The sequence below is a fragment of the Pseudomonas retamae genome, from assembly GCF_043496865.1.
Taxonomy (GTDB): domain Bacteria; phylum Pseudomonadota; class Gammaproteobacteria; order Pseudomonadales; family Pseudomonadaceae; genus Aquipseudomonas; species Aquipseudomonas retamae.
The window spans coordinates 55267-77832 of sequence record NZ_JBIEIL010000010.1 but is presented as its reverse complement, the minus strand read 5'-3'; the positions used below and the strand labels follow the sequence as shown (position 1 = coordinate 77832).

Annotated in this window: 15 protein-coding genes and 1 other RNA gene; 5 read left to right on the top strand and 11 right to left on the bottom strand. The window is 61.6% G+C overall.

The window, feature by feature from the left end; translation table 11 throughout:
* Positions 1-36: 36 nt before the first annotated feature.
* The 4 genes from recR to dnaX form a co-directional block, all read right to left on the bottom strand.
* Positions 37-639 (bottom strand): recombination mediator RecR, encoded by a 603-nt coding sequence (recR, locus tag ACGSLL_RS19740; RefSeq protein WP_394507615.1) that lies wholly within the window; start codon positions 637-639, stop codon positions 37-39.
* A gap of 65 nt (positions 640-704) precedes the next feature.
* Entirely contained in the window at positions 705-1739 is a 1035-nt protein-coding gene (locus ACGSLL_RS19735) for an NADP-dependent oxidoreductase (RefSeq protein WP_394507614.1), read from the bottom strand.
* Between the two features lie 262 nt (positions 1740-2001).
* On the bottom strand, positions 2002-2340 hold the full coding sequence (locus ACGSLL_RS19730) for a YbaB/EbfC family nucleoid-associated protein (protein WP_093103000.1): 339 nt from the start codon (positions 2338-2340) through the stop codon (positions 2002-2004).
* 67 nt (positions 2341-2407) lie between these two features.
* A complete protein-coding gene (dnaX, locus tag ACGSLL_RS19725) occupies positions 2408-4495 on the bottom strand; it encodes a DNA polymerase III subunit gamma/tau (protein WP_394507613.1) in 2088 nt (695 codons plus the stop codon).
* 145 nt (positions 4496-4640) lie between these two features.
* Here dnaX and ACGSLL_RS19720 point away from each other — a divergent pair, with 145 nt between their 5' ends.
* On the top strand, positions 4641-5390 hold the full coding sequence (locus ACGSLL_RS19720; RefSeq protein WP_394507612.1) for a substrate-binding periplasmic protein: 750 nt from the start codon (positions 4641-4643) through the stop codon (positions 5388-5390).
* Positions 5391-5584: 194 nt separating this feature from the next.
* On the opposite strand, the gene ffs is transcribed toward ACGSLL_RS19720, so the two are convergent.
* The 6 genes from ffs to ACGSLL_RS19690 form a co-directional block, all read right to left on the bottom strand.
* Positions 5585-5681: signal recognition particle sRNA small type (ffs, locus tag ACGSLL_RS19715), an RNA gene on the bottom strand.
* Positions 5682-5791: 110 nt separating this feature from the next.
* Positions 5792-6958, bottom strand: a complete 1167-nt coding sequence (locus ACGSLL_RS19710) for a zinc-binding metallopeptidase family protein (RefSeq protein WP_394507611.1) — start codon at positions 6956-6958, stop codon at positions 5792-5794.
* A gap of 213 nt (positions 6959-7171) precedes the next feature.
* A complete protein-coding gene (gene ligA, locus ACGSLL_RS19705) occupies positions 7172-9529 on the bottom strand; it encodes an NAD-dependent DNA ligase LigA (protein WP_394507610.1) in 2358 nt (785 codons plus the stop codon).
* A gap of 85 nt (positions 9530-9614) precedes the next feature.
* The gene (zipA, locus tag ACGSLL_RS19700) at positions 9615-10478 is read right to left on the bottom strand and encodes a cell division protein ZipA (protein ID WP_090282571.1); all 864 of its coding nucleotides are present in this window, start codon (positions 10476-10478) and stop codon (positions 9615-9617) included.
* A 258-nt stretch (positions 10479-10736) separates the two neighbouring features.
* Positions 10737-14225: a chromosome segregation protein SMC gene (gene smc / locus ACGSLL_RS19695; protein WP_258449872.1), complete on the bottom strand. Its 3489-nt coding sequence runs from the start codon at positions 14223-14225 to the stop codon at positions 10737-10739.
* Positions 14226-14227: 2 nt separating this feature from the next.
* Positions 14228-14887 carry a GntR family transcriptional regulator gene (locus tag ACGSLL_RS19690; protein WP_093103020.1) on the bottom strand — a complete coding sequence of 220 codons (660 nt, stop codon included), beginning with the start codon at positions 14885-14887 and terminating at the stop codon, positions 14228-14230.
* A 268-nt stretch (positions 14888-15155) separates the two neighbouring features.
* On the opposite strand from ACGSLL_RS19690, the gene xdhA reads away from it, so the two are divergent.
* The 4 genes from xdhA (at position 15156) to guaD (ending at position 21295) form a co-directional block, all read left to right on the top strand.
* On the top strand, positions 15156-16610 hold the full coding sequence (xdhA, locus tag ACGSLL_RS19685) for a xanthine dehydrogenase small subunit (RefSeq protein WP_394507609.1): 1455 nt from the start codon (positions 15156-15158) through the stop codon (positions 16608-16610).
* Positions 16603-19002 (top strand): xanthine dehydrogenase molybdopterin binding subunit, encoded by a 2400-nt coding sequence (gene xdhB / locus ACGSLL_RS19680; protein ID WP_394507608.1) that lies wholly within the window; start codon positions 16603-16605, stop codon positions 19000-19002. The genes xdhA and xdhB overlap by 8 nt, the downstream gene beginning before the upstream one ends.
* A 117-nt stretch (positions 19003-19119) precedes the next feature.
* Positions 19120-19977: a xanthine dehydrogenase accessory protein XdhC gene (xdhC, locus tag ACGSLL_RS19675; protein ID WP_394507607.1), complete on the top strand. Its 858-nt coding sequence runs from the start codon at positions 19120-19122 to the stop codon at positions 19975-19977.
* Positions 19978-19990: 13 nt separating this feature from the next.
* Positions 19991-21295, top strand: coding sequence for a guanine deaminase (gene guaD / locus ACGSLL_RS19670; protein ID WP_394507606.1), 1305 nt, complete (start codon positions 19991-19993; stop codon positions 21293-21295).
* Positions 21296-21465: 170 nt separating this feature from the next.
* Here guaD and ACGSLL_RS19665 read toward each other — a convergent pair whose 3' ends face one another.
* The gene (locus ACGSLL_RS19665) at positions 21466-22230 is read right to left on the bottom strand and encodes a GntR family transcriptional regulator (RefSeq protein WP_039763010.1); all 765 of its coding nucleotides are present in this window, start codon (positions 22228-22230) and stop codon (positions 21466-21468) included.
* Positions 22231-22566: the final 336 nt, after the last annotated feature.

The following is a 22566-nucleotide window of genomic DNA, read 5'->3' as shown; positions in this document are numbered from 1 at the left end:
CCTGCTCGCGAAGGCGTCAGAACAGACACCGCATGATCAGAGGGAAATCGGTTTGCGCCCGGCAAACGAATGCGCCAGCGTGCCGCCGTCGACCAGTTCCAATTCGCCACCCAGCGGCACGCCGTGAGCAATCCGCGAGGCAATCAGACCCTTGTTCTGCAGCAGTTGCGCAATGTAATGCGCGGTCGCTTCACCTTCCACCGTCGGGTTGGTCGCGAGGATGACTTCGGTAAACGTGCCCGCTTCTTCAATCCGCGCCATCAACTGCGGAATGCCGATCGCCTCAGGCCCGAGGCCATCGAGCGGCGACAAATGCCCCTTGAGCACGAAATAACGTCCACGAAAACCGGTCTGCTCGACCGCGTAAACGTCCATCGGCCCTTCGACCACGCACAGCAACGTGTCGTCGCGGCGATTATCGGCGCATTGCGGGCACAGATCGTCTTCGGTCAGCGTGCGGCATTGCCGGCAATGGCCGACCCCTTCCATGGCCTGACTCAGCGCCTGGGCCAGACGTATGCCGCCGCTGCGATCGCGCTCGAGCATCTGCAACGCCATGCGCTGGGCGGTTTTCTGACCGACGCCGGGCAAGGTGCGCAAGGCGTCGATCAGTTGGCGAATCAAAGGGCTGAAGCTCATGGGGAAAAGTCCGACAAAACAACGAGACGCGGTTTATACCCGCGCCTCCGGCCAGCGTCAAATGCTCAATCCTCGGCGACCTTTACCACCAGTTTGCCGAAATTGCGCCCTTCCAGCAGACCGATAAACGCCTCGGGCGCCTGCTCCAGACCTTCGACCACGTCCTCGCGGAACTTGACCTTGCCATCACGCACCCACGGCACCATGTGGCTGATGAATTCCGGCTGGCGATCGCCGTAGTCGTCGAAGACGATAAAGCCCTGAATGCGCACGCGCTTGGTCAACAACGTGCGCTGCAACATTGGCAGGCGATCCGGGCCTTTCGGCGCTTCCGAAGCGTTGTACCCGGCAATCAGGCCGCACAACGGAATGCGCGCCTTGGGATTGAGCAACGGCACCACCGCATCGAAGACATGGCCGCCGACGTTCTCGAAATAAATGTCGATGCCCTCGGGGCAGGCCTTGGCCAATTGCTCGGCGAAATCGTCCGCCTTGTGGTCGATGCAGGCGTCGAAGCCCAATTCCTCGACCACGTATTTGCATTTCTCGGCACCGCCGGCCACACCGACCACACGCAGGCCTTTGATCTTCGCCACCTGGCCGACCACCGAGCCGACCGCACCGGAAGCGGCGGCGACCACCAGGGTCTCGCCTTCTTGCGGCTGGCCAATGTCCATCAGGCCCATATACGCGGTCATGCCCGGCATGCCCAGCACACCGAGGGCCATGGACGGACTCGGCAGGCCGGCGGGAATCGGGATGATGTTACGGCCGTCGCTGATGCTGTGGCTTTGCCAACCAGTCGCGCCGACCACCAGATCGCCCTTGTGGAATTTCGGATGACGCGAATCCTCAACCCGGCTGACCGCGCCGCCGGTCATCACTTCACCGATCTGCACTGGCGCGGCGTAGGACGGTGCATCGCTCATGCGCCCGCGCATGTACGGATCGAGCGACAGGTACAGGGTTTTCAGCAGCACCTGACCGTCTTCGAGATCCGGCAACGCTTCGCGCTCAAGACGGAAATTCTCCGGGGTCGGCGCACCGGTCGGGCGCGAGGCGAGGACGAAGCGTTGGTTGAGGGTGAGAGGGTCGGACATGTCAGCGTCTCCTGGGAATTGGAATTCGGCGGTATAGGGAGCAGACCGTTGTGGCTTTGGTGTGTTCGATGTTTCTTCAGTTGTGCCGAGGTTAGTTCATTCGCGAGCAGGCTCGCTCCCACAAGGGAATGCATTCCAAATGTGGGAGCGAGCCTGCTCGCGAAGGCGTCAGTCCAGCCGGCACATGTCCACCAGGCAGAAACAAAAATGCCAGGCACGATGCCTGGCATTTTGTGTAGCTCATCTGCCGCCGGTTGGCGAATCAGAATGGCAGTTTCATCCCCGCTGGCAGGTTCATGCCGGCGGTCATGCTGCCCATTTTTTCCTGGCTGTTGGCTTCGATCTTGCGCACCGCGTCGTTGACGGCGGAGGCGACCACGGCTTCGAGCATTTCCTTGTCGTCTTCGCTCATGCCTTCGACCAGGCTCGGGTCGATGGTCACGCTCTTGACGTCATGACGGCCGGTCATCACCACGGTGACCATATCGCCGCCGGCCTTGCCGATGACTTCGGCGTTGGCCAGTTCTTCCTGCATCTTGGCCATTTTTTCCTGCATCTGCTGCGCCTGCTTCATCAGGCCGGCCATGCCACCTTTCATCATGGTAATCACCTCAAATGTACTTGGATCAAAACAGCGCCCGGCGAAGTCGGCCGGGCACCTTCAGTTATTAGCCTTGGGTGACCAAGGCGTCGACAGGTTCAATAGTATCGTGTCGCACCACCGCGCCGAACTGCTGAACCATCTGCTGGATGAACGGATCGCCGTGGATCGACTCCTCCGCCTCGCGCTGACGGTTGGCACGGCGCCGTGAGGCCGCCTGGGCCGGAGTTTCCTGCTCGGGCTTGATCAGCTCGATGGTCAGGCTCAGCGTACGCCCGTGGAACTGGTTCAGCGCGTCATTGAGACGGCGCTGCTGGGTGGCGTTGAACAGCGCACTGTGCGCCGGATCAAGGTGCATCAGCCAGTGATCGCCATACACCGCGATCAGCGTGCAGTTGGCGGCGATGCTGCCGGTCATGCCGGAAATCGGCAGTTTCGGAAACAGCTCCAGCCATTGCGCTGCCAGACCGGTGGCCGGGGCCGCAGCCGGTTCAGGCTCGGGTTCCGGTTCGGGGTCGGCGGCGTGTTCGCTGGCCAGTTCGTCGAGGTAGCTATAGGCCGAATCGATGTCCGGCTCGATGTAGTCCTCGTCCAGCGGCGGCTCGTCATCCAGATCAATGCCCGGCGTGGCGGCATCGACATCAGCAACCGACGGCTCGGGAATCGGTGCAGCGGCCCACTCCGGCGCATCCGGTACGACGCTGTCCGGCGTCGGCAGCGGCATCGGCGGCAACTCGGGTTGCTCGGCGGCGGTTTCCAGCACCGGCTCGACGGCGGGTTGCTGCGCCGGCGCAGGCTCGGCCTCGGCTTCTACCGGGTCGTTCCACGGCAGATCAACCACCGCTTCGACGGCCACGGGCTCAGGCTCTGCCACGGGTTCCGGTTCAGCGGCTGCAACTGGCGCGGGCGCAGCGGCCGGCACAGGTGCGGCCACTGGCGTCGGGGCTGGCGCAATGGGCGCGACGACCACCGGCGCAGGCTTGGGCGCGGCAGCCACGGCGTTTGCGGAATCAACTGTGGCCTGGCTGATCCCCACTGGCTTTAGCGGCTGCCTCGGGGCGTCCGCCGTGTCGGCCGGTCGGAACGCCAGCATCCGCAGCAAGACCATCTCGAAACCACCGCGCGGGTCTGGCGCCAGCGGCAAGTCGCGACGACCGATCAAGCCCATCTGGTAATAAAACTGGACGTCTTCGGCCGGCAACGCGTGGGCCAGCGCCAGCACGCGATCACGGTCGCCGTGGCCATTGTCGACGCCTTCCGGCAATGCCTGGGCGATCGCCACACGGTGCAATACGTTGAGAATTTCCGAGAGCACGCCGTTCCAGTCAGGGCCCTGCTCGGCCAGATGCCGCACGGCTTCGAGCAACGCTTTGGCGTCGCCTTCGATCAATGAATGCAGGACGTCATAGACCTGCCCATGATCCAGCGTGCCGAGCATCGCCCGCACGTCGGTGGCAAGGACCTTGCCTTCACCGAAGGCGATGGCCTGATCGGTCAGGCTCATGGCATCACGCATCGAACCGTCAGCGGCGCGACCGAGCAGCCACAATGCATCGTCTTCGAACGGCACGTTTTCCGCCGTCAGCACGTGGGTCAAATGCTCGACCACCCGCTCCGGCGTCATGTTCTTAAGGGAAAACTGCAGGCAGCGCGAGAGAATCGTTGCCGGAAGTTTCTGCGGATCGGTGGTCGCCAGGATGAACTTGACGTACGGCGGCGGCTCTTCGAGGGTTTTCAACAGCGCATTGAAGGAATGGCTGGAGAGCATGTGCACTTCGTCGATCAGGTAGACCTTGAAGCGCCCACGGCTCGGCGCGTACTGCACGTTATCGAGCAGCTCGCGGGTATCTTCGACCTTGGTCCGGCTGGCGGCGTCGATCTCAATCAGGTCGACAAAACGGCCCTCATCGATTTCCCGGCACACCGAGCACTCGCCGCACGGGCTGGAGGTGATACCTGTTTCACAGTTCAGGCATTTGGCAATGATCCGCGCGATGGTGGTCTTGCCGACCCCACGCGTGCCGGTAAACAGGTACGCATGGTGCAGCCGCTGGCTGTCCAAGGCATTGATCAGAGCCTTGAGCACATGGGTCTGGCCGACCATTTCGCGGAACGAGCGCGGACGCCATTTACGTGCAAGAACCTGATAACTCATCGAAAACCGTCGCAACGAAGGAAGCTGAAGCGGCTAATGCTAGCGGAGCAAGGGCAAAATTGCATCCGGTGTCCGCGCCTAAAATGGCTAAGCTGCACAAGCAGAGGCTTTTATCGGCTCGGGATCGGGAATTACCGGAGCGTTTATGCGGTGGGCCATGGGGGCATTGCTGGGTATCAGCCTGAGCGCGACGGCGGTCGAACCGCCGCTGCGCTTCGCGGTGTCCGACAGCTGGGCGATGCCGATGGTGCAACTCGAACGCAATCGTCCGACCCAGGGCATCCTCTACGACCTGATGCTCAGCCTGTCGACGCAGGTCGGCGTGCCGGCTGAATTCATCGTGCTGCCCCGCGCCCGCGTGCAAAACGCCATGGAAAATGGCGAGATTGATGTGCGCTGCTATGCCGCCCAGTCGTGGCTGCCGAATCAGTCCGGCGATTACCTCTGGAGCGTGCCGCTGCTGTTCCAGCGCGACCTGCTCATCAGCCGCAAGGACCAGCCTGCGGCCACCGATCCCGCTCGCCTGCCCCGCCAGGCCATCGGCACGGTGCGCGGTTACAGCTACCCGACCCTGCAACCGCTGTTCGAAGCCGATCAACTGCAACGCGAAGACGCGCGCAATCAGGAACAAGTGCTGGAAAAACTGCTGGCCGGGCGCTACCGCTATGCCGTGAGCAATCAATGGACGCTGGACTGGTTCAATCAGCGCCTGCTGCCGGTCCAGCAACTGCGAGCGGTGGCCGTGCTGCAGGAGCAGGAGGTGGGGTGTTACGTGAGGAATGATCCGAGCGTGCCGGTGCAGCGGATATTACGCACGTTGCTGCGGATGAAGATGTCGGGGGAGATTGAGGAGATTATCCGGCTGTACACCGGTAACCCCGAAAACAACCGATAACACTGTGGGAGCGAGCCTGCTCGCGAAAGCGGTCTCACAGTCAACTCATCTCTGGCAGGTCTGACGCCTTCGCGAGCAGGCTCGCTCCCACAGTTGATCCAGGGTGCTGGCCAAATCGCAGACACAAAAAAACCGCAGTGGGCGAAACCCATGCAGTTCTGGTTGAAGCGTTAGATTGTTCGTTAAGGTGGCAACCCCACCAGCCACACCCCGGCACACAATGTTCCCGCTGTGGCTGCTGCCTTCCGGCTCTGACCAGGTTCACGGGTAATCGTTGCGGGGGGACCGATGGGGTCACCATAACGACGCTTGCCTGTCGGCGAGCCGCGCCATTGTACCTGTCTGAGACGAAGTTACAACCCTGGTTGCAGATTAAAAATATCAAGGGGCTCAAGCACTTGCTATTGCGCCTGGAGCACCTCGTCCGCCCGCCCTCCCGCCTGCTGGATGACCAGATGGATGAAGTGCAGCTTGGCAATCGCCGGCGCTGGCAGCACGAACGGGTAGAAATCCGGCTGCCCCATGCTGCGCGACAATTCGTTGAGCATCCCGGCCAGTTCGATCCACGCGTTGACGAATGACAGAAACGCCGCGCCACCGGGATGCTCCGGGTCGTACAGCGTGCTGGATGGAAACGGTTGGTAGTCGAAGTCCATTTCCCGCGCGCTCATGCCAAAGCCCAGCGCAGTATCCACGGCGTCCATCATGTGCAGGTAATGCGCCCAGGTTTCCGCCCAGTCTTCCCACGGGTGCATGGTCGCGTAAGCGCTGACGTACTGCTGCGGCCAGTCCAGCGGGGCGCCCTGCTGGTAATGCCGGTCGAGCGCTTCGGCGTAACTGGCGCGCTCGTCGCCGAACAGGCTGCGGAACGCGCCGAGCCAAGGGCCGTTGGCGATCAGGCGATCCCAGTAATAGTGGCCGACTTCGTGGCGAAAATGCCCGAGCAGCGTGCGATAGGGTTCATGCATCTGCGCCCGCACCTGCTCGCGATGGGCGTCGTCGGCTTCCTTGATGTCGAGGGTGATCAGGCCGTTGGCATGGCCAGTCATCGGCGCGTTGCCTTCGAGGTCAATGCCGATGAAGTCGAAGGCCAGCCCGGTTTCTTCGTCGACGCTTTTCGGGATGACCGGCAGGCCGAGGGTGATCAGTTGCGCGACGAGGCGGCGTTTGGCGATTTCGACTTTGCGCCAGCGCTCCGGATTCTCCGGGACGGAGAGATCGGGAATGGTGCGATTGAGACTGCAGGCGATGCACAGGTTGTCGTGCTCGTTTGCCGGCAGCAGCCAGTTGCACGCAGCGGCTGTATCGAGGTTGGCGCAGCGGCGAAACAATCCGGCGTCGGGATCGGCATCCAGGGTCCAGGTACCGGCCTGCGGCCCCGGTTGCAGGGAGGTCAGGCGGCTTTCTTCGGGTTGATAGCCAAGCAAGGCGTTGCACGCCAGGCACTGGCTGTTGCGAAAGAACAGCGACTGCCCGCAGCGGCACGGCCAGATTTTGCTGTTGCGTGAAGACCCGGCCATGAACGGCGCGATGATGCGGGAACTGAGCTGCTCGAAGAAGCGGTGCATGGCGATCTCTCCCTGGGACTGGCCAAGACTAGATCATCCTGGCGCGAAGATTGTTCCCACGCCTTCTCGACTGATCGTTCCCACGCTCCGCGTGGGAATGCCGCCCCGGACGCTCCGCGTCCGCTGTGACGCAGAGCGTCACGGGATGCGTTACCACGCGGAGCGTGGGAACGATCAGTTGGGGGGGGGGGCGTGGGAACGATCAGGTCGAGCTCATACGGAAATACCGTGGGTTTTGAGAAAAGCGATAAACGCCTCTTCATCCATGACCTTCACGCCCAGCTCATTAGCCTTGGTCAGTTTCGAGCCGGCACCGGGGCCGGCGACCACGCAATGGGTCTTGGCCGACACCGAGCCCGCGACTTTCGCGCCGAGGCTCTCCAGATGCTCCTTGGCGACATCGCGGCTCATCAATTCGACCTTGCCGGTCAGCACCCAGGTCTCGCCGGACAACGGCAGGCCTTCGACGACTTTCTTCTCGCTCTGCCAGTGCATGCCGAAATCACGCAGCTGTTTTTCCGATGCTTCAGCCAGTTGCCGATGCTCGGGAACCGCGAAAAACTCGCGCACCGAATTCGCCTGCTTCTCCGGCAAGGCCTGGCGCATGTCCAGCCAGTCGGCCATCATCACGGCTTCAAGCGAGCCGAACTTGTCGGCAAGTTTCTGCGCGCCACCCGGGCCCACCGAAGGAATATGCAGCTTGTCGAGAAACCCACCCAGCGTGGTGCTCGCGGCGAACTCGGCGCCCAGTTCGCCCTGATCCTGAATCTGCAAACCGTGGCCAAGCAACTCGCTGATGACCTGCTGGTTATGCGCATCTTCAAAGAAACTGTGAATCTCGTGAGCCACTTCCAGACCGACGTCCGGCAGGTAGGTCAGCACTTGCGGCAGGGCCTGTTGTACCCGCTCCAGCGACCCCAGCGAGCGCGCCAGCACCTTCGCCGTCTCCTCGCCAACATCAGGGATGCCGAGGGCGTAGATGAAACGCGCCAGGCCCGGCTGTTTGCTGTCCTCGATGGCCTTCAACAGCTTGTTGCTGGACACCTCGGCAAAGCCTTCCAGATCGACGATGTCGTCGAACTTCAGCGCGTACAGATCAGCCGGGGAATTGACCAGACCTTCGTCGACCAATTGTTCGACGCTCTTGTCACCCAGCCCTTCGATATCCATGGCCCGGCGCGAGACGAAATGAATGATCGCCTGTTTGAGTTGCGCGCCACAGGCCAGACGGCCGACGCAGCGATACACCGCACCTTCGCTGACGGTTTCCTTGCCCTTGCTGCGCTTGATCAGTTGCGTGCGCTCGACATGAGAACCACAGACCGGGCAATTCTCTGGAATGGCCACTGCTCGCGCGTGTTCCGGGCGACGCTCGGTGACCACTTGCACCACTTGCGGAATCACATCACCGGCGCGGCGAATGATCACCGTGTCGCCGATCATCAGCCCCAGTCGCGCGACTTCGTCCATGTTGTGCAGCGTGGCATTGGCGACGGTAACGCCGGCGACTTTCACCGGCTTCAAGCGCGCCACTGGCGTTACTGCACCGGTGCGGCCGACCTGGAATTCCACGTCGAGCAGTTCGGTGAGCTCTTCCATGGCCGGGAATTTGTGCGCGATCGCCCAGCGCGGCTCGCGGGCGCGAAAGCCCAGTTCGCGCTGGTCGGCAATGCTGTTGACCTTGAACACCACGCCGTCGATTTCATAGGCCAGCGAGTCACGCCGCGCGCCGATGTCGCGGTAGTAATCCAGGCATTCGTCGATGCCCTTGGCCAGTTTCAGTTCGTGGCTGATCGGCATACCCCACTTCTGCAATTGCTTGAGGTTGCCGATGTGGGTGTCGGAAATGTCGTGCGAGACCTGGCCGATGCCGTAGCAGCAGAATTCCAGCGGCCGGTTGGCGGTGATCTTCGAGTCGAGCTGGCGCAGGCTGCCAGCCGCGGCGTTGCGCGGGTTGGCGAAGGTCTTGCCGCCGATTTCCAGTTGCGAGGCATTGAGGCGCTCGAACCCGGCCTTGGACATGAACACTTCGCCGCGCACTTCCAGCGTCGCCGGCCAGCCTTCGCCGTGCAGCTTGAGCGGGATGTTGCGCACGGTGCGCACGTTGACGCTGATGTCTTCACCCGTGGTGCCGTCGCCACGGGTGGCGCCACGCACCAGCACACCATCCTGATACAGCAGGCTGACCGCGAGGCCATCGAGTTTTGGCTCGCAGCTGTACTCCACGGCCGCCCCGCTGCCGAACAGATCGCCCGCGGGCAGGTCGAGGCCTTCGGTGACGCGGCGATCAAACTCGCGCATGTCGGTTTCTTCGAAGGCGTTGCCGAGGCTAAGCATCGGCACTTCATGCCGCACCTGAGTGAACGCGGTGAGCGCCACGCTGCCGACGCGCTGGGTCGGCGAGTCGCTGGTAATCAGTTCCGGGTTGGCCGCTTCCAGCGCCTTGAGCTCGTGGAACAACCGGTCGTACTCGGCGTCCGGAATGCTCGGCTCGTCGAGAACGTGGTAGCGGTAGTTGTGCTGGTCGAGTTCAGCGCGCAGCTCGAGGATGCGGTTTTTCGCGGCGGTCATGGTGGTCTCTCATAAAGCAAAAGAGCAGCCGAGGCTGCTCAATCATTCTGCCGATCGTCCCGTTAAACAGGAACAACCTTTTGTATCAACGCTTCTGGGTCAGGGCACGGCGCTCGAATTCGACGATGCGCTGGCGGTAGTGCTCGATGGTCTGCGCGGTCAGAACGCTGCGCTGGTCATCTTTCAGTTCGCCATTGAGTTCCTGAGACAGCTTGCGGGCTGCGGCCACCATCACGTCGAAGGCTTGCTTCGGATGACGCGGGCCTGGCAGGCCGAGGAAGAAGCTCACCGCCGGGGTGCTGAAATGGTCGATGTCGTCCAGATCGAAAATGCCCGGTTTGACCGCATTGGCCATGGAGAACAGCACTTCACCGTTGCCAGCCATGCTTTCGTGACGATGGAAAATATCCATTTCGCCGAAACGCAGACCGCTTTCGAGGATGTTCTGCAACAGCGCCGGGCCTTTGAAGCCGGCTGGATCGCGGCAGATCACGCTGATCACCAGGACTTCTTCGGCCTGCGGCTGATCCTTGTCGGCCACCGCCGGCGAAGGCTTGCTGTCTTCAGCGAAGTCGTCGTCACGGCTGTTGAAGCTCGGGCCACCGTCCAGATCAAGGTCAAGGTTCAGGTCGCCCTGTGCCGGACCGTTGCTGCCCCGCTTGCCACGTTTCGAACCGGATTCGCGCGGCTCGCGGGCTTCACGGGCCGGCATGCTCACCGACGGCAGATCGTGCTCGTCCAGTTGCGGTTCCTTGTGCGTGTCCAGTACGCGGGCCGGGCCCAGCAGCTCGGCGCTGCTGTCCTCGTCCGGCAGGTTGGACAGACTTCGGTCAAGACGGAATTTCAGTTTTCCCTTGCCGCCGCGCATACGGCGCCAGCCATCGAAAAGAATACCGGCTATCACAATGATGCCGATGACGATCAGCCACTCGCGCAGACCGATTTCCATGTAATCCCGTGCCTCTATAAAAAATGCTGAAAAATAAGGGGTTTACACTGCGTAAACCGCTTTAAAACGTGGCGCCAACTCTATGTTCTGACAGGCGTTTTGCCCACGTATACGAAAAATTGACATTAAACTAGCACGACCAAAGGCAACTTTACACCGTCTGTCTCAATGGCTTGCGCGAATATGTCGAATCGCCAGCTCATTCGCCTCGGTAAAAAAGTCCTACAGACCTCGATTACCTTTCCGACGCACGCCGCATCAGGCGTCCACCATCGCCATCGCCTCCTCGACATCCACCGCCACCAGCCGCGAACAGCCCGGCTCGTGCATCGTCACGCCCATCAACTGTTCGGCCATTTCCATGGCGATCTTGTTGTGGGTGATATAGATGAACTGCACGGTCTGCGACATCTCTTTGACCAGGCGTGCATAGCGTCCAACGTTAGCGTCATCCAGTGGCGCGTCAACTTCATCGAGCATGCAGAACGGTGCCGGATTCAACTTGAAGATGGCAAAAACCAGGGCCAGTGCCGTCAGGGCTTTTTCGCCGCCAGAGAGCAAATGGATGGTGCTGTTCTTCTTTCCGGGCGGCTGCGCCATGATCGTCACCCCTGTATCGAGTAGATCTTCGCCCGTCAGTTCCAAATACGCGCGCCCGCCGCCGAAAACTTTTGGGAAAAGCGCCTGTAAACCGCCGTTGATCTGATCAAAGGTATCCTTGAAACGGTTACGGGTCTCCTTGTCGATCTTGCGAATGACGTTTTCCAGAGTCTCGAGCGCTTCGACCAGATCGGCATCCTGCGCATCCAGATAACGTTTACGCTCCGATTGTTGCGTGTATTCGTCGATGGCCGCGAGGTTGATCGCGCCCAGGCGCTGAATCCGCGCGTTGATGCGTTCGAGTTCTTCTTCGGCTTCGCGTTCACTGGCCTGTGCGGTCAATGTCGCGAGCACACCGTTGAGATCGTAGCCGTCTTCGAGCAACTGATCCTGCAAGGCCTTGCGCCGCACGGTCAGGGCTTGCCATTCCATGCGTTGCTGTTCGAGCTGGCCGCGAATCAGCTGCGATTGCTGCTCGGCCTGGGTGCGGCGTTTTTCCGCGTCGCGCAGTTCGCGGTCGGCGTCTTCCAGGGCGATTTGTGCGGTCTTGAGTTCTTCGTCGACGGTCATGCGTTTGTCGAGCAGCTCTTCGAGTTTCAGGCGCAGCTCTTCCAGCGGCGCCTCGCCCTCCTCCAGATTCAGACTCAACTGTTCGCGTTTTTCGGTGAGGCGCTCGGCCTGCATTTCCAGACGCTCAAGCGCCTGGCGCGTGGAGTCGTGCTGCGCGCGCAACGAGCCGAGACGCACGGCCAGCTGATGGGCGTGATCCTTGTGCTGGCGGGCTTCCTGACGCACCCGATCGAGGCGTTCGCGCAGGCTGTCGCGCTGGGCCAGCAGCAACTCGCGCTGCTCGGTATCGAGCGCCATGGCGTCCAGCGCTTCCTGCAATTGCATGCGCGCTTCGCCGACCTGTTCGTGTTCCAGCTCGCGTTGTTCGGCGAGTTCTACCAGTTCTTCATCGAGACGCGTGCGGCGCAGGGTCAGTTGCTCAGCCTTGGCTTTGCCGGCGGACAGCTGCGCTTTCAATTCGCCTTGCTGACGGGCTTCGTCCTGCAGCAAACGGCGCAGATGTTCGCGACCGTTTTCCTGCTGACGCTGCTGCGCACGCAGGGTTTGCAGGCGCGCTTCCATGGCTTCGACCGTGGCTTCTTTCTCTTCGCGTTCGAGGTGCAGCGCTTCGATTTCCTGACCACGGGCGAGCATGCCGCTTTCCGCTTCGCTGGCCCGGCGCACGCGCAAAAAGTGCCGACCGACCCAATAGCCATCGCGACTGATCAGGCTTTCGCCAGCGCCGAGCTGCCCGCGCATGGCCAAGGCCTGCTCGAGGCTGTCCACCGGTTTGACCTGAGCGAGCCACGGCGACAAATCGATCTGCGCCTCGACTTTATCCAGCAGACTGCCGGCCACGCGCACGCCATCGCTGGCCGGGCTGAGCAGACGCAGATCGCCTTGGCTGAAGCCGGACAAATCGAAGCCGCTGAAGTCGTCGACCAGCACCGCTTGCAGATCGGCGCCGAGCACGGTTTCCACCGCCAGCTCCCAACCGGCCTCGACCTTGAGGCCTTCGGCCAGACGCGGGCGCTCGGTGAGGTTGTGTTCCTTCAACCATTCAGCGGTGCCGGTGCCCGGGTCGAGCGCCGCCTGTTGCAAGGCTTCAAGGGATGCGAGGCGACCGTTGAGCCGCTGCAGATCACCCTGTGCCTGTTGCTGCGCGGTCAGCGCTTGCTGCAGTTCCTGGCGCAGCTGTTCGAGTTTTTCGACCTGCGCTTCTTCGCTGGTCTGCAAATCTTCCAGCGTCGCTTCGGACTCGGCAAGTTGCTCGTTGAGCGCCATGATCGCCGCGTCTTCCGGGTCGGCGGACAGCAGCGCGCGTTCTTCGCCGAGGCGTTTCTGCCGGTCGGCCAGACGCTCCATGCTCGACTCGAGTTGCTGAATGCGCGACTGCTGCACTTCGGCCTGACGCCGCGGTTCGGCCGAGGTCAGGTTGAACGCGTCCCACTGCTCCTGCCAGCCGTGCATCACGCTTTCGGAATCTTCCAGTGCAGCGGCGGCTTCTTCGGCAGCGGCGCTGGTGACTTCCTGCTCGGGGACGAGCATGTCGAGCTCTTCGCCGAGGGTCAGCAACAAGGTGCGGTCGTGGCCCAAGTGCGATTCGGTTTCCAGACGCGCGCGTTCGGCTTCTTTCAGATCGTCCTGCAATTGGCGCAAGCGTTGCTGCCCATGCTGGATGCTCTGCTCGACCCGGGCGATGTCGCCGCCGACCGAATAGAAACGCCCCTGCACCAGATTGAAGCGCTCGGACAGATCGTGGTGGCCGTCGCGCAGGCGCTCGATGGCCGCGTCAGCGTTACGCTGCTCGGCGACCAACGCTTCGAAACTGATTTCCTGGGTGCCGATGATCGACTCGCGCTGGCCGACCTGCTCGTTGAGATCCTGCCAGCGCAGGGCCGACAGTTGCGCCTTGAGCTGACGCTCCTCGGCCTTGAATTCCTGATACTTCTTCGCTGCTTCGGCCTGCCGGTGCAGGCGTTCGAGCTGGCGCTCCAGCTCTTCGCGCAGGTCGGTCAGGCGCGCGAGGTTTTCGTGGGTGCGGCGAATGCGGTTTTCGGTCTCGCGGCGGCGCTCCTTGTACTTGGAGATGCCAGCGGCTTCTTCGATAAAGTTGCGCAGATCCTCGGGCTTGGATTCGATCAGCTTGGAGATCATCCCCTGCTCGATGATCGAATAGCTGCGCGGGCCGAGGCCGGTGCCGAGAAAGATATCGGTGATGTCGCGCCGACGGCATTTGGTGCCGTTGAGGTAATAAGTGGTCTGGCTGTCGCGGGTGACTTTGCGGCGAATGGAGATTTCCGCGTACGCCGCGTATTCGCCGAGCAGTGTGCCGTCGGAGTTGTCGAACACCAGCTCGATGCTCGCCTGGCTCACCGGTTTGCGGCTGGTCGAGCCGTTGAAGATGACGTCGGTCATCGACTCGCCGCGAAGGTTTTTCGCCGAACTTTCGCCCATCACCCAGCGTACGGCGTCGATGATGTTCGACTTGCCGCAACCGTTCGGCCCGACCACTGCCGCCATGTTACTGGGGAAGTTCACCGTGGTCGGATCGACGAAGGATTTGAATCCCGCCAGTTTGATGCACTTGAGCCGCACGCTTAAGCGACCGTCAGCGCAGACACCACCAGATCACAACTGCGCTGGGCGTACGCCGTCAGCACGATGCGGATCTGCGGCAAATCACGGGCGAGCACGGCAGCGAGCAGGCGTTCGAACAGCTCGAGGAATTCGCTCATTTCTGCCTTGCGCTGTTCGAGGGCGAGAAAGTACGCACGGCTCATCGCCGGTTGCAGGTTCTCGACGGTTTCCTGCAGATACGGGTTGTTGGCGAACGGATAGGCGGCGCGCATCACCGCGAAGCTGTCATCGACAAAGCTGCGGATATCGCCGCGTTCGTAATGCCCGGTCAGGCGCTGCTGGATCTGCACGAACGGCGCCATGTCCGACTGCACTTGCCAGCCGTTGGCTACCGAATTGCCGAGCAGGATGTACAGCTCGCTCATCAGCGTGCACAGGCTCTGCACCTTGTGCGCAGTGAGTTCGGTGACGTGGGCGCCACGCCGCGGCAGGATCGCAATCAGGTGGCGGCGTTCGAGGATGAGCAAGGCTTCGCGGACCGAGCCGCGGCTGACATTGAGCGCCAGCGTGACCTTCTGTTCCTGGATGCGCTCTCCCGGCTTCATTTCGCCACGAATGATGCGCTCGGCGAGGTGGTGAGCGATTTGCTCGGCGAGGCTGTCCGGCGCCTTGAACGTCATGGTTGTCCTTCAAACTCTATCGATCTGCACAAGCGGCGCAGTGTAGCGCAAATGCACGGTCATGGCGGAGTGCCCACTCAGCGGTTTTTGGCACGATTCCCGCAAAAAAGCGCAGTGACCGATGAGGGTCAATACTGAATAGACACGTTGTTGATCGGCGAAACCGATTTTCCTGACCTTTAAGTCAGAAAACCATTGACCGAAAAGTCAGACCTGCTAAATTCGGTTCACGTCGGTTAACAACAATAATGAGTCTGCGAGGCCTTCCGTGATCCAGTTTTTACTTAACCAGGAACTCCGTAGCGAGCACGCCCTGGACCCGAATCTGACTGTGCTCAATTACCTGCGCGACCATGTCGGCAAGCCTGGCACCAAAGAAGGTTGCGCCAGCGGTGACTGCGGCGCGTGCACCGTGGTGGTCGGCGAGTTGCAGACGGATGACGCCGGGCGTGAGCACATTCGTTATCGCAGCCTCAATTCGTGCCTGACCTTCGTCTCGTCACTGCACGGCAAACAACTGATCAGCGTCGAAGACCTCAAACATAAAGGCGAACTGCATAGCGTCCAGCAAGCCATGGTCGAGTGCCACGGCTCGCAGTGCGGCTTCTGCACCCCCGGTTTCGTCATGTCGCTGTTTGCCCTGCAAAAGAACAGCGATGCCCCGGATCACGCCAAGGCCCACGAAGCGCTGGCCGGCAACCTCTGCCGCTGCACTGGCTATCGGCCGATTCTGGCGGCGGCCGAGCAATCGTGCTGCGCTAAACAGCCAGACCAGTTCGACGCTCGCGAAGCCGAAACCATCGCCCGCCTCAAAGCCATCGCCCCGACCGATATCGGCGAGCTCAACAGCGGCGACAAACGCTGCCTGGTGCCGCTGACCGTGGCCGATCTGGCCGACCTCTACGACGCTTATCCACAAGCGCGCCTGCTTGCCGGCGGCACCGACCTGGCCTTGGAGGTGACGCAATTTCACCGCACCTTGCCGGTGATGATCTACGTCGGCAACGTCGCGGAAATGAAGCGCATCGAAACCTTCGCAGACCGCCTCGAAATCGGCGCCGCCACCGCCCTCTCCGACTGCTACGAAGCGTTGAAAGCCGAGTACCCGGACTTCGGCGAACTGCTGCAGCGCTTCGCCTCCCTGCAGATCCGCAATCAGGGCACGCTCGGCGGCAACATCGGCAACGCCTCGCCGATCGGTGATTCGCCACCGCTGCTGATCGCCCTCGGCGCGCAGATCGTGCTGTGCAAAGGCGAGACCCGCCGCACCCTGAACCTGGAAGATTACTTCATCGATTACCGCGTCACGGCCCGTCAGGAAAGCGAGTTCATAGAAAAAATCATCGTTCCGCGTGCCCGCGCCGAGCAGCTGTTCCGTGCCTATAAAGTGTCGAAGCGTCTGGATGACGACATTTCCGCCGTCTGCGCCGCGTTCAATCTGCGCGTGGAAAACGGCGTGATCGCCGACGCCCGTGTCGCCTTCGGCGGCATGGCAGCCATTCCGAAACGCGCCGCGCATTGCGAAGCCGTGCTGCTCGGCCAGCCGTTCAATAACGCCGTGATCGAACGCGCCTGCGCCGCACTGGCCGAGGACTTCACGCCGCTGAGCGACTTCCGCGCGAGCAAGGAATATCGCCTGCTCAGCGCGCAGAATCTGCTGCGCAAATACTTCATCGAACTGCAAACACCGCACATCGAGACTCGGGTGACCGCTTATGTCTAACCATCACGGCGTAGAGAAAACTCAAGCTGAACTGGCTGAACTGTTCGCCAAAGACCTGACCACCGGCGTCGGCCGCAGCGTCAAGCACGACAGCGCCGCCAAGCATGTGTCCGGTGAAGCGCAGTACATCGATGATCGGCTGGAATTCCCCAATCAATTGCACCTGTACGCGCGTCTGTCGGACCGTGCCCACGCAAAAATCCTCAGCATCGACACCCAGCCCTGCTACGCCTTCGACGGCGTGCGCATCGTCATCACCCACGAAGACGTGCCGGGCCTGAAAGACATCGGCCCGTTGCTACCCGGCGATCCTTTGCTGGCGATCGACGATGTGCAATTCGTCGGGCAACCGGTGCTCGCCGTCGCGGCGAAGGATCTGGAAACCGCGCGCAAAGCGGCGATGGCCGCGATCATCGAATACGAAGACCTGGAACCGGTGCTCGACGTGGTCGAAGCCCTGCGCAAGCGCCACTTCGTACTGGACAGCCACACCCACCAGCGCGGCGATTCCGTTTCGGCACTGGCCAGCGCCGAACACCGCATTCAGGGCACGCTGCACATCGGCGGCCAGGAACACTTCTATCTGGAGACGCAGATCTCCTCAGTGATGCCCACCGAAGACGGCGGCATGATCGTCTACTGCTCGACGCAGAACCCCACCGAAGTGCAGAAACTGGTCGCCGAAGTGCTGGATGTGTCGATGAACAAGATCGTCGTCGACATGCGCCGCATGGGCGGTGGTTTCGGTGGCAAGGAAACCCAGGCTGCGAGCCCGGCGTGCCTGTGCGCGGTGGTCGCGCACCTCACCGGCCAGCCGACCAAGATGCGCCTGCCGCGCGTCGAAGACATGCTGATGACCGGCAAGCGCCACCCGTTCTACGTCGAGTACGACGTCGGTTTCGACAGCACCGGTCGCCTGCACGGGATCAACATGGACCTGGCCGGCAACTGCGGCTGCTCGCCGGACCTGTCGGCGTCGATCGTTGACCGCGCGATGTTCCACTCGGACAACTCCTATTACCTCGGCGATGCGACCATCAACGGTCACCGCTGCAAGACCAACACCGCGTCGAACACCGCCTATCGCGGCTTCGGCGGCCCGCAAGGCATGGTCGCCATCGAAGAAGTGATGGACGCGATCGCCCGCCACCTCAACCTCGATCCGCTGGCAGTGCGCAAGGCCAACTATTACGGCAAGACCGAACGCAACGTCACCCACTACTACCAGACCGTCGAGCACAACATGCTCGAAGAGATGACCGCCGAACTGGAAGCAAGCAGCCAATACGCCGAGCGCCGCGAAGCGATCCGTCGCTACAACGCCAACAGCCCGATCCTGAAAAAGGGTCTGGCGCTGACCCCGGTGAAATTCGGTATTTCTTTTACCGCGAGCTTCTTGAACCAGGCCGGTGCGCTGATCCACATCTACACCGACGGCAGCATCCATCTGAACCACGGTGGCACGGAAATGGGCCAGGGTCTGAACACCAAAGTCGCGCAGGTCGTGGCTGAAGTGTTCCAGGTCGAAATCGACCGCGTGCAGATCACCGCGACCAACACCGACAAGGTGCCGAACACCTCGCCGACCGCCGCTTCCAGCGGTGCCGACCTCAACGGTAAAGCGGCGCAGAACGCGGCAGAAACCATCAAGCAACGTCTGGTCGAATTCGCCGCGCGGCATTTCAAGGTCAGCGAAGAAGACGTCGAATTCCGCAACGGCCATGTGCGCGTGCGTGAACACATTCTGACCTTCGAAGCGCTGATCCAGCAGGCGTATTTCAATCAGGTGTCGCTGTCGAGCACCGGCTTCTACAAGACCCCGAAAATCTACTACGACCGCAGTCAGGCCCGTGGTCGTCCGTTCTACTATTTCGCCTTTGGCGCGGCGTGCTGCGAAGTGATCGTCGACACCCTGACCGGCGAGTACAAGATGCTGCGCACCGACATTCTTCACGACGTCGGCGCCTCGCTGAACCCGTCGATCGACATCGGTCAGGTCGAGGGCGGATTCGTCCAGGGCATGGGCTGGCTGACCATGGAAGAGTTGGTCTGGAACAACAAGGGCAAGCTGATGACCAACGGCCCGGCCAGTTACAAGATCCCGGCCGTGGCGGACATGCCGCTGGACCTGCGGGTGAAACTGGTGGAAAACCGCAAGAACCCGGAAGACACGGTGTTCCATTCCAAGGCTGTCGGTGAACCGCCATTCATGCTCGGGATTGCCGCCTGGTGCGCGATCAAGGATGCGGTGGCGAGCCTCGGTGACTACAAGCATCAGCCGAAAATCGACGCGCCGGCGACCCCGGAGCGGGTGCTGTGGGGCTGCGAGCAGATGCGCCAGCTCCAAGCGGTGAAAGCTGTCGAAGCTGAAACCGAGCTGGCTCCGCTCTAGAACCGAGGCGCGGCTTTCGCGAGCAGGCTCGCTCCCACATTTGGAATGCATTGCCAATGTGGGAGCGAGCCTGCTCGCGAAGAGGCCGGCACAGACAACGAAGATGTCGAGGTGAACATGTACAACTGGATCGACGCCCTCGCCGACCTGCAGAACCAGGGCGAGCCCTGTGTGCTGGTGACGATCATCGAAGAACTCGGCTCGACGCCACGCAATGCCGGCTCGAAAATGGTCGTCAGCGCCCACCGGATGTTTGACACCATCGGTGGCGGGCATCTGGAATACAAGGCCATGCAGATCGCCCGCGACATGCTCGCCAGCGGCAAGCAGGACACCCATCTGGAGCGCTTCAGTCTCGGTGCCAGCCTCGGCCAGTGCTGCGGTGGCGCCACGGTGCTGCTGTTCGAACCGATGGGCCAGGTGCAGGCGCAAATCGCTGTATTCGGCGCCGGCCATGTCGGTCGCGCCCTGGTGCCGCTGCTCGCCAGCCTGCCCTGCCGGGTGCGCTGGATCGATTCGCGCGAGGCGGAATTCCCTGAGCACATCCCCCACGGCGTGCGTAAAATCGTCAGCGAAGAGCCTGTGGATGAAATCGATGACCTGCCCGCCGGCAGCTATTGCATCGTCATGACCCACAACCATCAGCTCGATCTGGAACTCACCGCCGCCATTCTCAAACGCAACGACTTCGCCTGGTTCGGCCTGATCGGCTCGAAAACCAAGCGCGCCAAGTTCGAACATCGCCTGCGTGATCGCGGCTTCGACCCCAACGTGGTGCAACGCATGCGTTGCCCGATGGGCATCAGCGAAGTCAAAGGCAAACTGCCGGTGGAGATCGCCATTTCCATCGCCGGGGAAATCATCGCCACCTACAACGCCAACTTCGGCCAGCACAGCGCCAGCGCCGAACCGATTGCCCGATTGCTGCCGGCCTCGCGCCGCAGCCAGTCCGCAAAACTCAAAGCCTCAAACTGATTAGAGAACCCTCATGCCTCTGACTCGCAAAGCCTACCGCGCCGCCATCCTGCACAGCATTGCCGACCCCGCCGAAGTCGGCATCGAAGCCTCCTACGAATATTTCGAGGATGGCCTGCTGGTGGTTGATGGCGGCAAGATCAGCGCCCTCGGCCACGCCAGCGACCTGCTGCCGACCCTGCCGGCGGACATCGAAATCGAGCATCATCAGGACGCGTTGATCACCCCGGGCTTCATCGACACCCACATCCACCTGCCGCAAACCGGCATGGTCGGTTCCTATGGCGAGCAACTGCTCGACTGGCTCAACACCTACACCTTCCCCTGCGAAAGCCAGTTCGGCGACAAGGCCCACGCCGACGAAGTCGCGGACATTTTCATCAAGGAACTGCTGCGCAACGGCACCACCACCGCGCTGGTGTTCGGCAGCGTGCACCCGCAATCGGTGAACTCGTTCTTCGAAGCGGCGGAAAAGCTCGACCTGCGAATGATCGCCGGCAAAGTGATGATGGACCGCAACGCCCCGGACTACCTGGTCGACACCGCTGAATCCAGCTACGTCGAAAGCAAGGCGTTGATCGAGCGCTGGCACGGCAAGGGCCGCCTGCACTATGCGGTGACCCCGCGCTTCGCCCCAACCAGCACCCCGGAACAACTGACCCTCGCCGGGCAACTGCTGACCGAATACCCGGACTTGTACATGCAGACCCACATCAGCGAGAACCTCAAGGAAATCGAGTGGGTCAAGGAGCTGTTCCCGGAACGCAAAGGCTACCTCGACGTTTACGATCACTATCAGCTGCTCGGCGAGCGCTCGGTGTTTGCTCACGGCGTGCACCTGTGCGATGAAGAATGCGCGCGGCTGGCCGAGACCGGTTCGGCGATCTCGTTCTGCCCGACCTCCAACCTGTTCCTCGGCAGCGGCCTGTTCAACCTGCCGATGGCCGAGAAGCACAAGCTCAATGTCGGCCTGGGCACGGATGTCGGCGGCGGCACCAGTTTCTCGCTGCTGCAGACGCTGAACGAAGCGTACAAGGTGATGCAACTGCAAGGCGCGCGGCTGAGCCCGTTCAAGTCGCTGTATCTGGCGACGCTGGGCGGTGCGCGGGCGCTGCGTCTGGAGGATAAAATCGGCAACCTGCAACCGGGTTCCGATGCGGACTTCCTGGTGCTGGATTACAACGCTACGCCGCTGCTCAGTTACCGGTTGAAGCAGTCCAATAACATTGCCGAAACGTTGTTTGTGCTGATGACTTTGGGCGACGACCGCACCGTGGCGCAGACCTATGCGGCGGGGGCGTTGGTGCATCAGCGCTAAGCCTCCGCACTGATCGTTCCCACGCGCATAAAAAATCCCCCGAGAGTGTTCACCTCGGGGGATTTTTATTGCAGGTCGGATCGCCTTCGCGAGCAGGCTCGCTCCCACCTTTGAAATGCATTCCCCTGTGGGAGCGAGCCTGCTCGCGAAAGCCGCGACTCGGTTTCAGCTCAGAGCTTGGCGCTCGAACGCCCCGGCTTCTTGGTCTGCAACAAATGCGAGAACACCGCATGCAGGTCATCCGACGCGCCTTCCTCGTCGAGGTTGAGCTTGCTGTCGATGTGATCCATGTGATGCATCATCAGGTTCACCGCCAGTTCGCCGTCGCGTTTTTCGATCGCGTCGATCAACTGGGTGTGTTCATCGTACGAACAGTGCGAACGGTTGCCGCTTTCATACTGGGCAATGATCAGCGAAGTCTGCGAGACCAGGCTGCGCTGAAAGCTGATCAATGGCGCGTTCATCGCCGCTTCCGCCAGCTTCAGGTGAAATTCGCCCGAGAGACGAATACCGGCGCCGCGATCACCGCGCGAGAAGCTGTCGCGTTCATCATTGACCATCTGCCGCAATTCGGCGATCTGCTCGGCCGTGGCGTGCTGCACCGCCAGTTCAGTGATCGCACGCTCGACCAGACGGCGTGCGAGAAACACCTGACGCGCCTCTTCAACGCTCGGGCTGGCGACCACCGCGCCACGGTTGGGCCGCAACAACACCACGCCTTCATGGGCCAGACGCGACAGCGCGCGGCGAATGATGGTGCGGCTGACCCCGAAGATTTCCCCCAGCGCTTCTTCGCTCAACTTGGTGCCGGGCGCCAGACGCTGCTCGAGGATTGCCTCGAAGATATGCGCGTAGACAATATCGTCCTGGGTTCCGCTGCGCCCGGCTTTGCCTGCTCGCGGTTGTTTCTTGAGGGGTTGCAACTGTTCGTTCATGGGCACTCGGGTCGGAAGAACTGCGGCGAATAGACCGTGACTGTAATACGGCACAGTAGGTCGCTGGCAAGTATCGCGTAAAAAACAGCGCGATTGTACACAATGAATGGTGGCAACACGACTGTACGGCTGTTTGTGAGTTCGGCTGTATTGCAACGATGTGTCAGGTTTGAGTTTAGGCTTGATCGTAGAATCCGCCTTCGCCCACGCCCCCTGTAGGAGCGAGCCTGCTCGCGAAAGCCATTTCACATTCACTATGAATGCTGACTGACCCACCGCTATCGCGAGCAGGCTGACTTCTACAGGTGCTGTGTTGAGGCGGGGATCTTCATTGGT

Coding starts and splice junctions, on each gene's coding strand:
- recR (WP_394507615.1), bottom strand. CDS start 639: ATGAGCTTCAGCCCTTTGATTCGCCAACTGATCGACGCCTTGCGCACC.
- ACGSLL_RS19735 (WP_394507614.1), bottom strand. CDS start 1,739: ATGTCCGACCCTCTCACCCTCAACCAACGCTTCGTCCTCGCCTCGCGC.
- ACGSLL_RS19730 (WP_093103000.1), bottom strand. CDS start 2,340: ATGATGAAAGGTGGCATGGCCGGCCTGATGAAGCAGGCGCAGCAGATG.
- dnaX (WP_394507613.1), bottom strand. CDS start 4,495: ATGAGTTATCAGGTTCTTGCACGTAAATGGCGTCCGCGCTCGTTCCGC.
- ACGSLL_RS19720 (WP_394507612.1), top strand. CDS start 4,641: ATGCGGTGGGCCATGGGGGCATTGCTGGGTATCAGCCTGAGCGCGACG.
- ACGSLL_RS19710 (WP_394507611.1), bottom strand. CDS start 6,958: ATGCACCGCTTCTTCGAGCAGCTCAGTTCCCGCATCATCGCGCCGTTC.
- ligA (WP_394507610.1), bottom strand. CDS start 9,529: ATGACCGCCGCGAAAAACCGCATCCTCGAGCTGCGCGCTGAACTCGAC.
- zipA (WP_090282571.1), bottom strand. CDS start 10,478: ATGGAAATCGGTCTGCGCGAGTGGCTGATCGTCATCGGCATCATTGTG.
- ACGSLL_RS19690 (WP_093103020.1), bottom strand. CDS start 14,887: ATGACGTTCAAGGCGCCGGACAGCCTCGCCGAGCAAATCGCTCACCAC.
- xdhB (WP_394507608.1), top strand. CDS start 16,603: ATGTCTAACCATCACGGCGTAGAGAAAACTCAAGCTGAACTGGCTGAA.
- xdhC (WP_394507607.1), top strand. CDS start 19,120: ATGTACAACTGGATCGACGCCCTCGCCGACCTGCAGAACCAGGGCGAG.
- guaD (WP_394507606.1), top strand. CDS start 19,991: ATGCCTCTGACTCGCAAAGCCTACCGCGCCGCCATCCTGCACAGCATT.
- ACGSLL_RS19665 (WP_039763010.1), bottom strand. CDS start 22,230: ATGAACGAACAGTTGCAACCCCTCAAGAAACAACCGCGAGCAGGCAAA.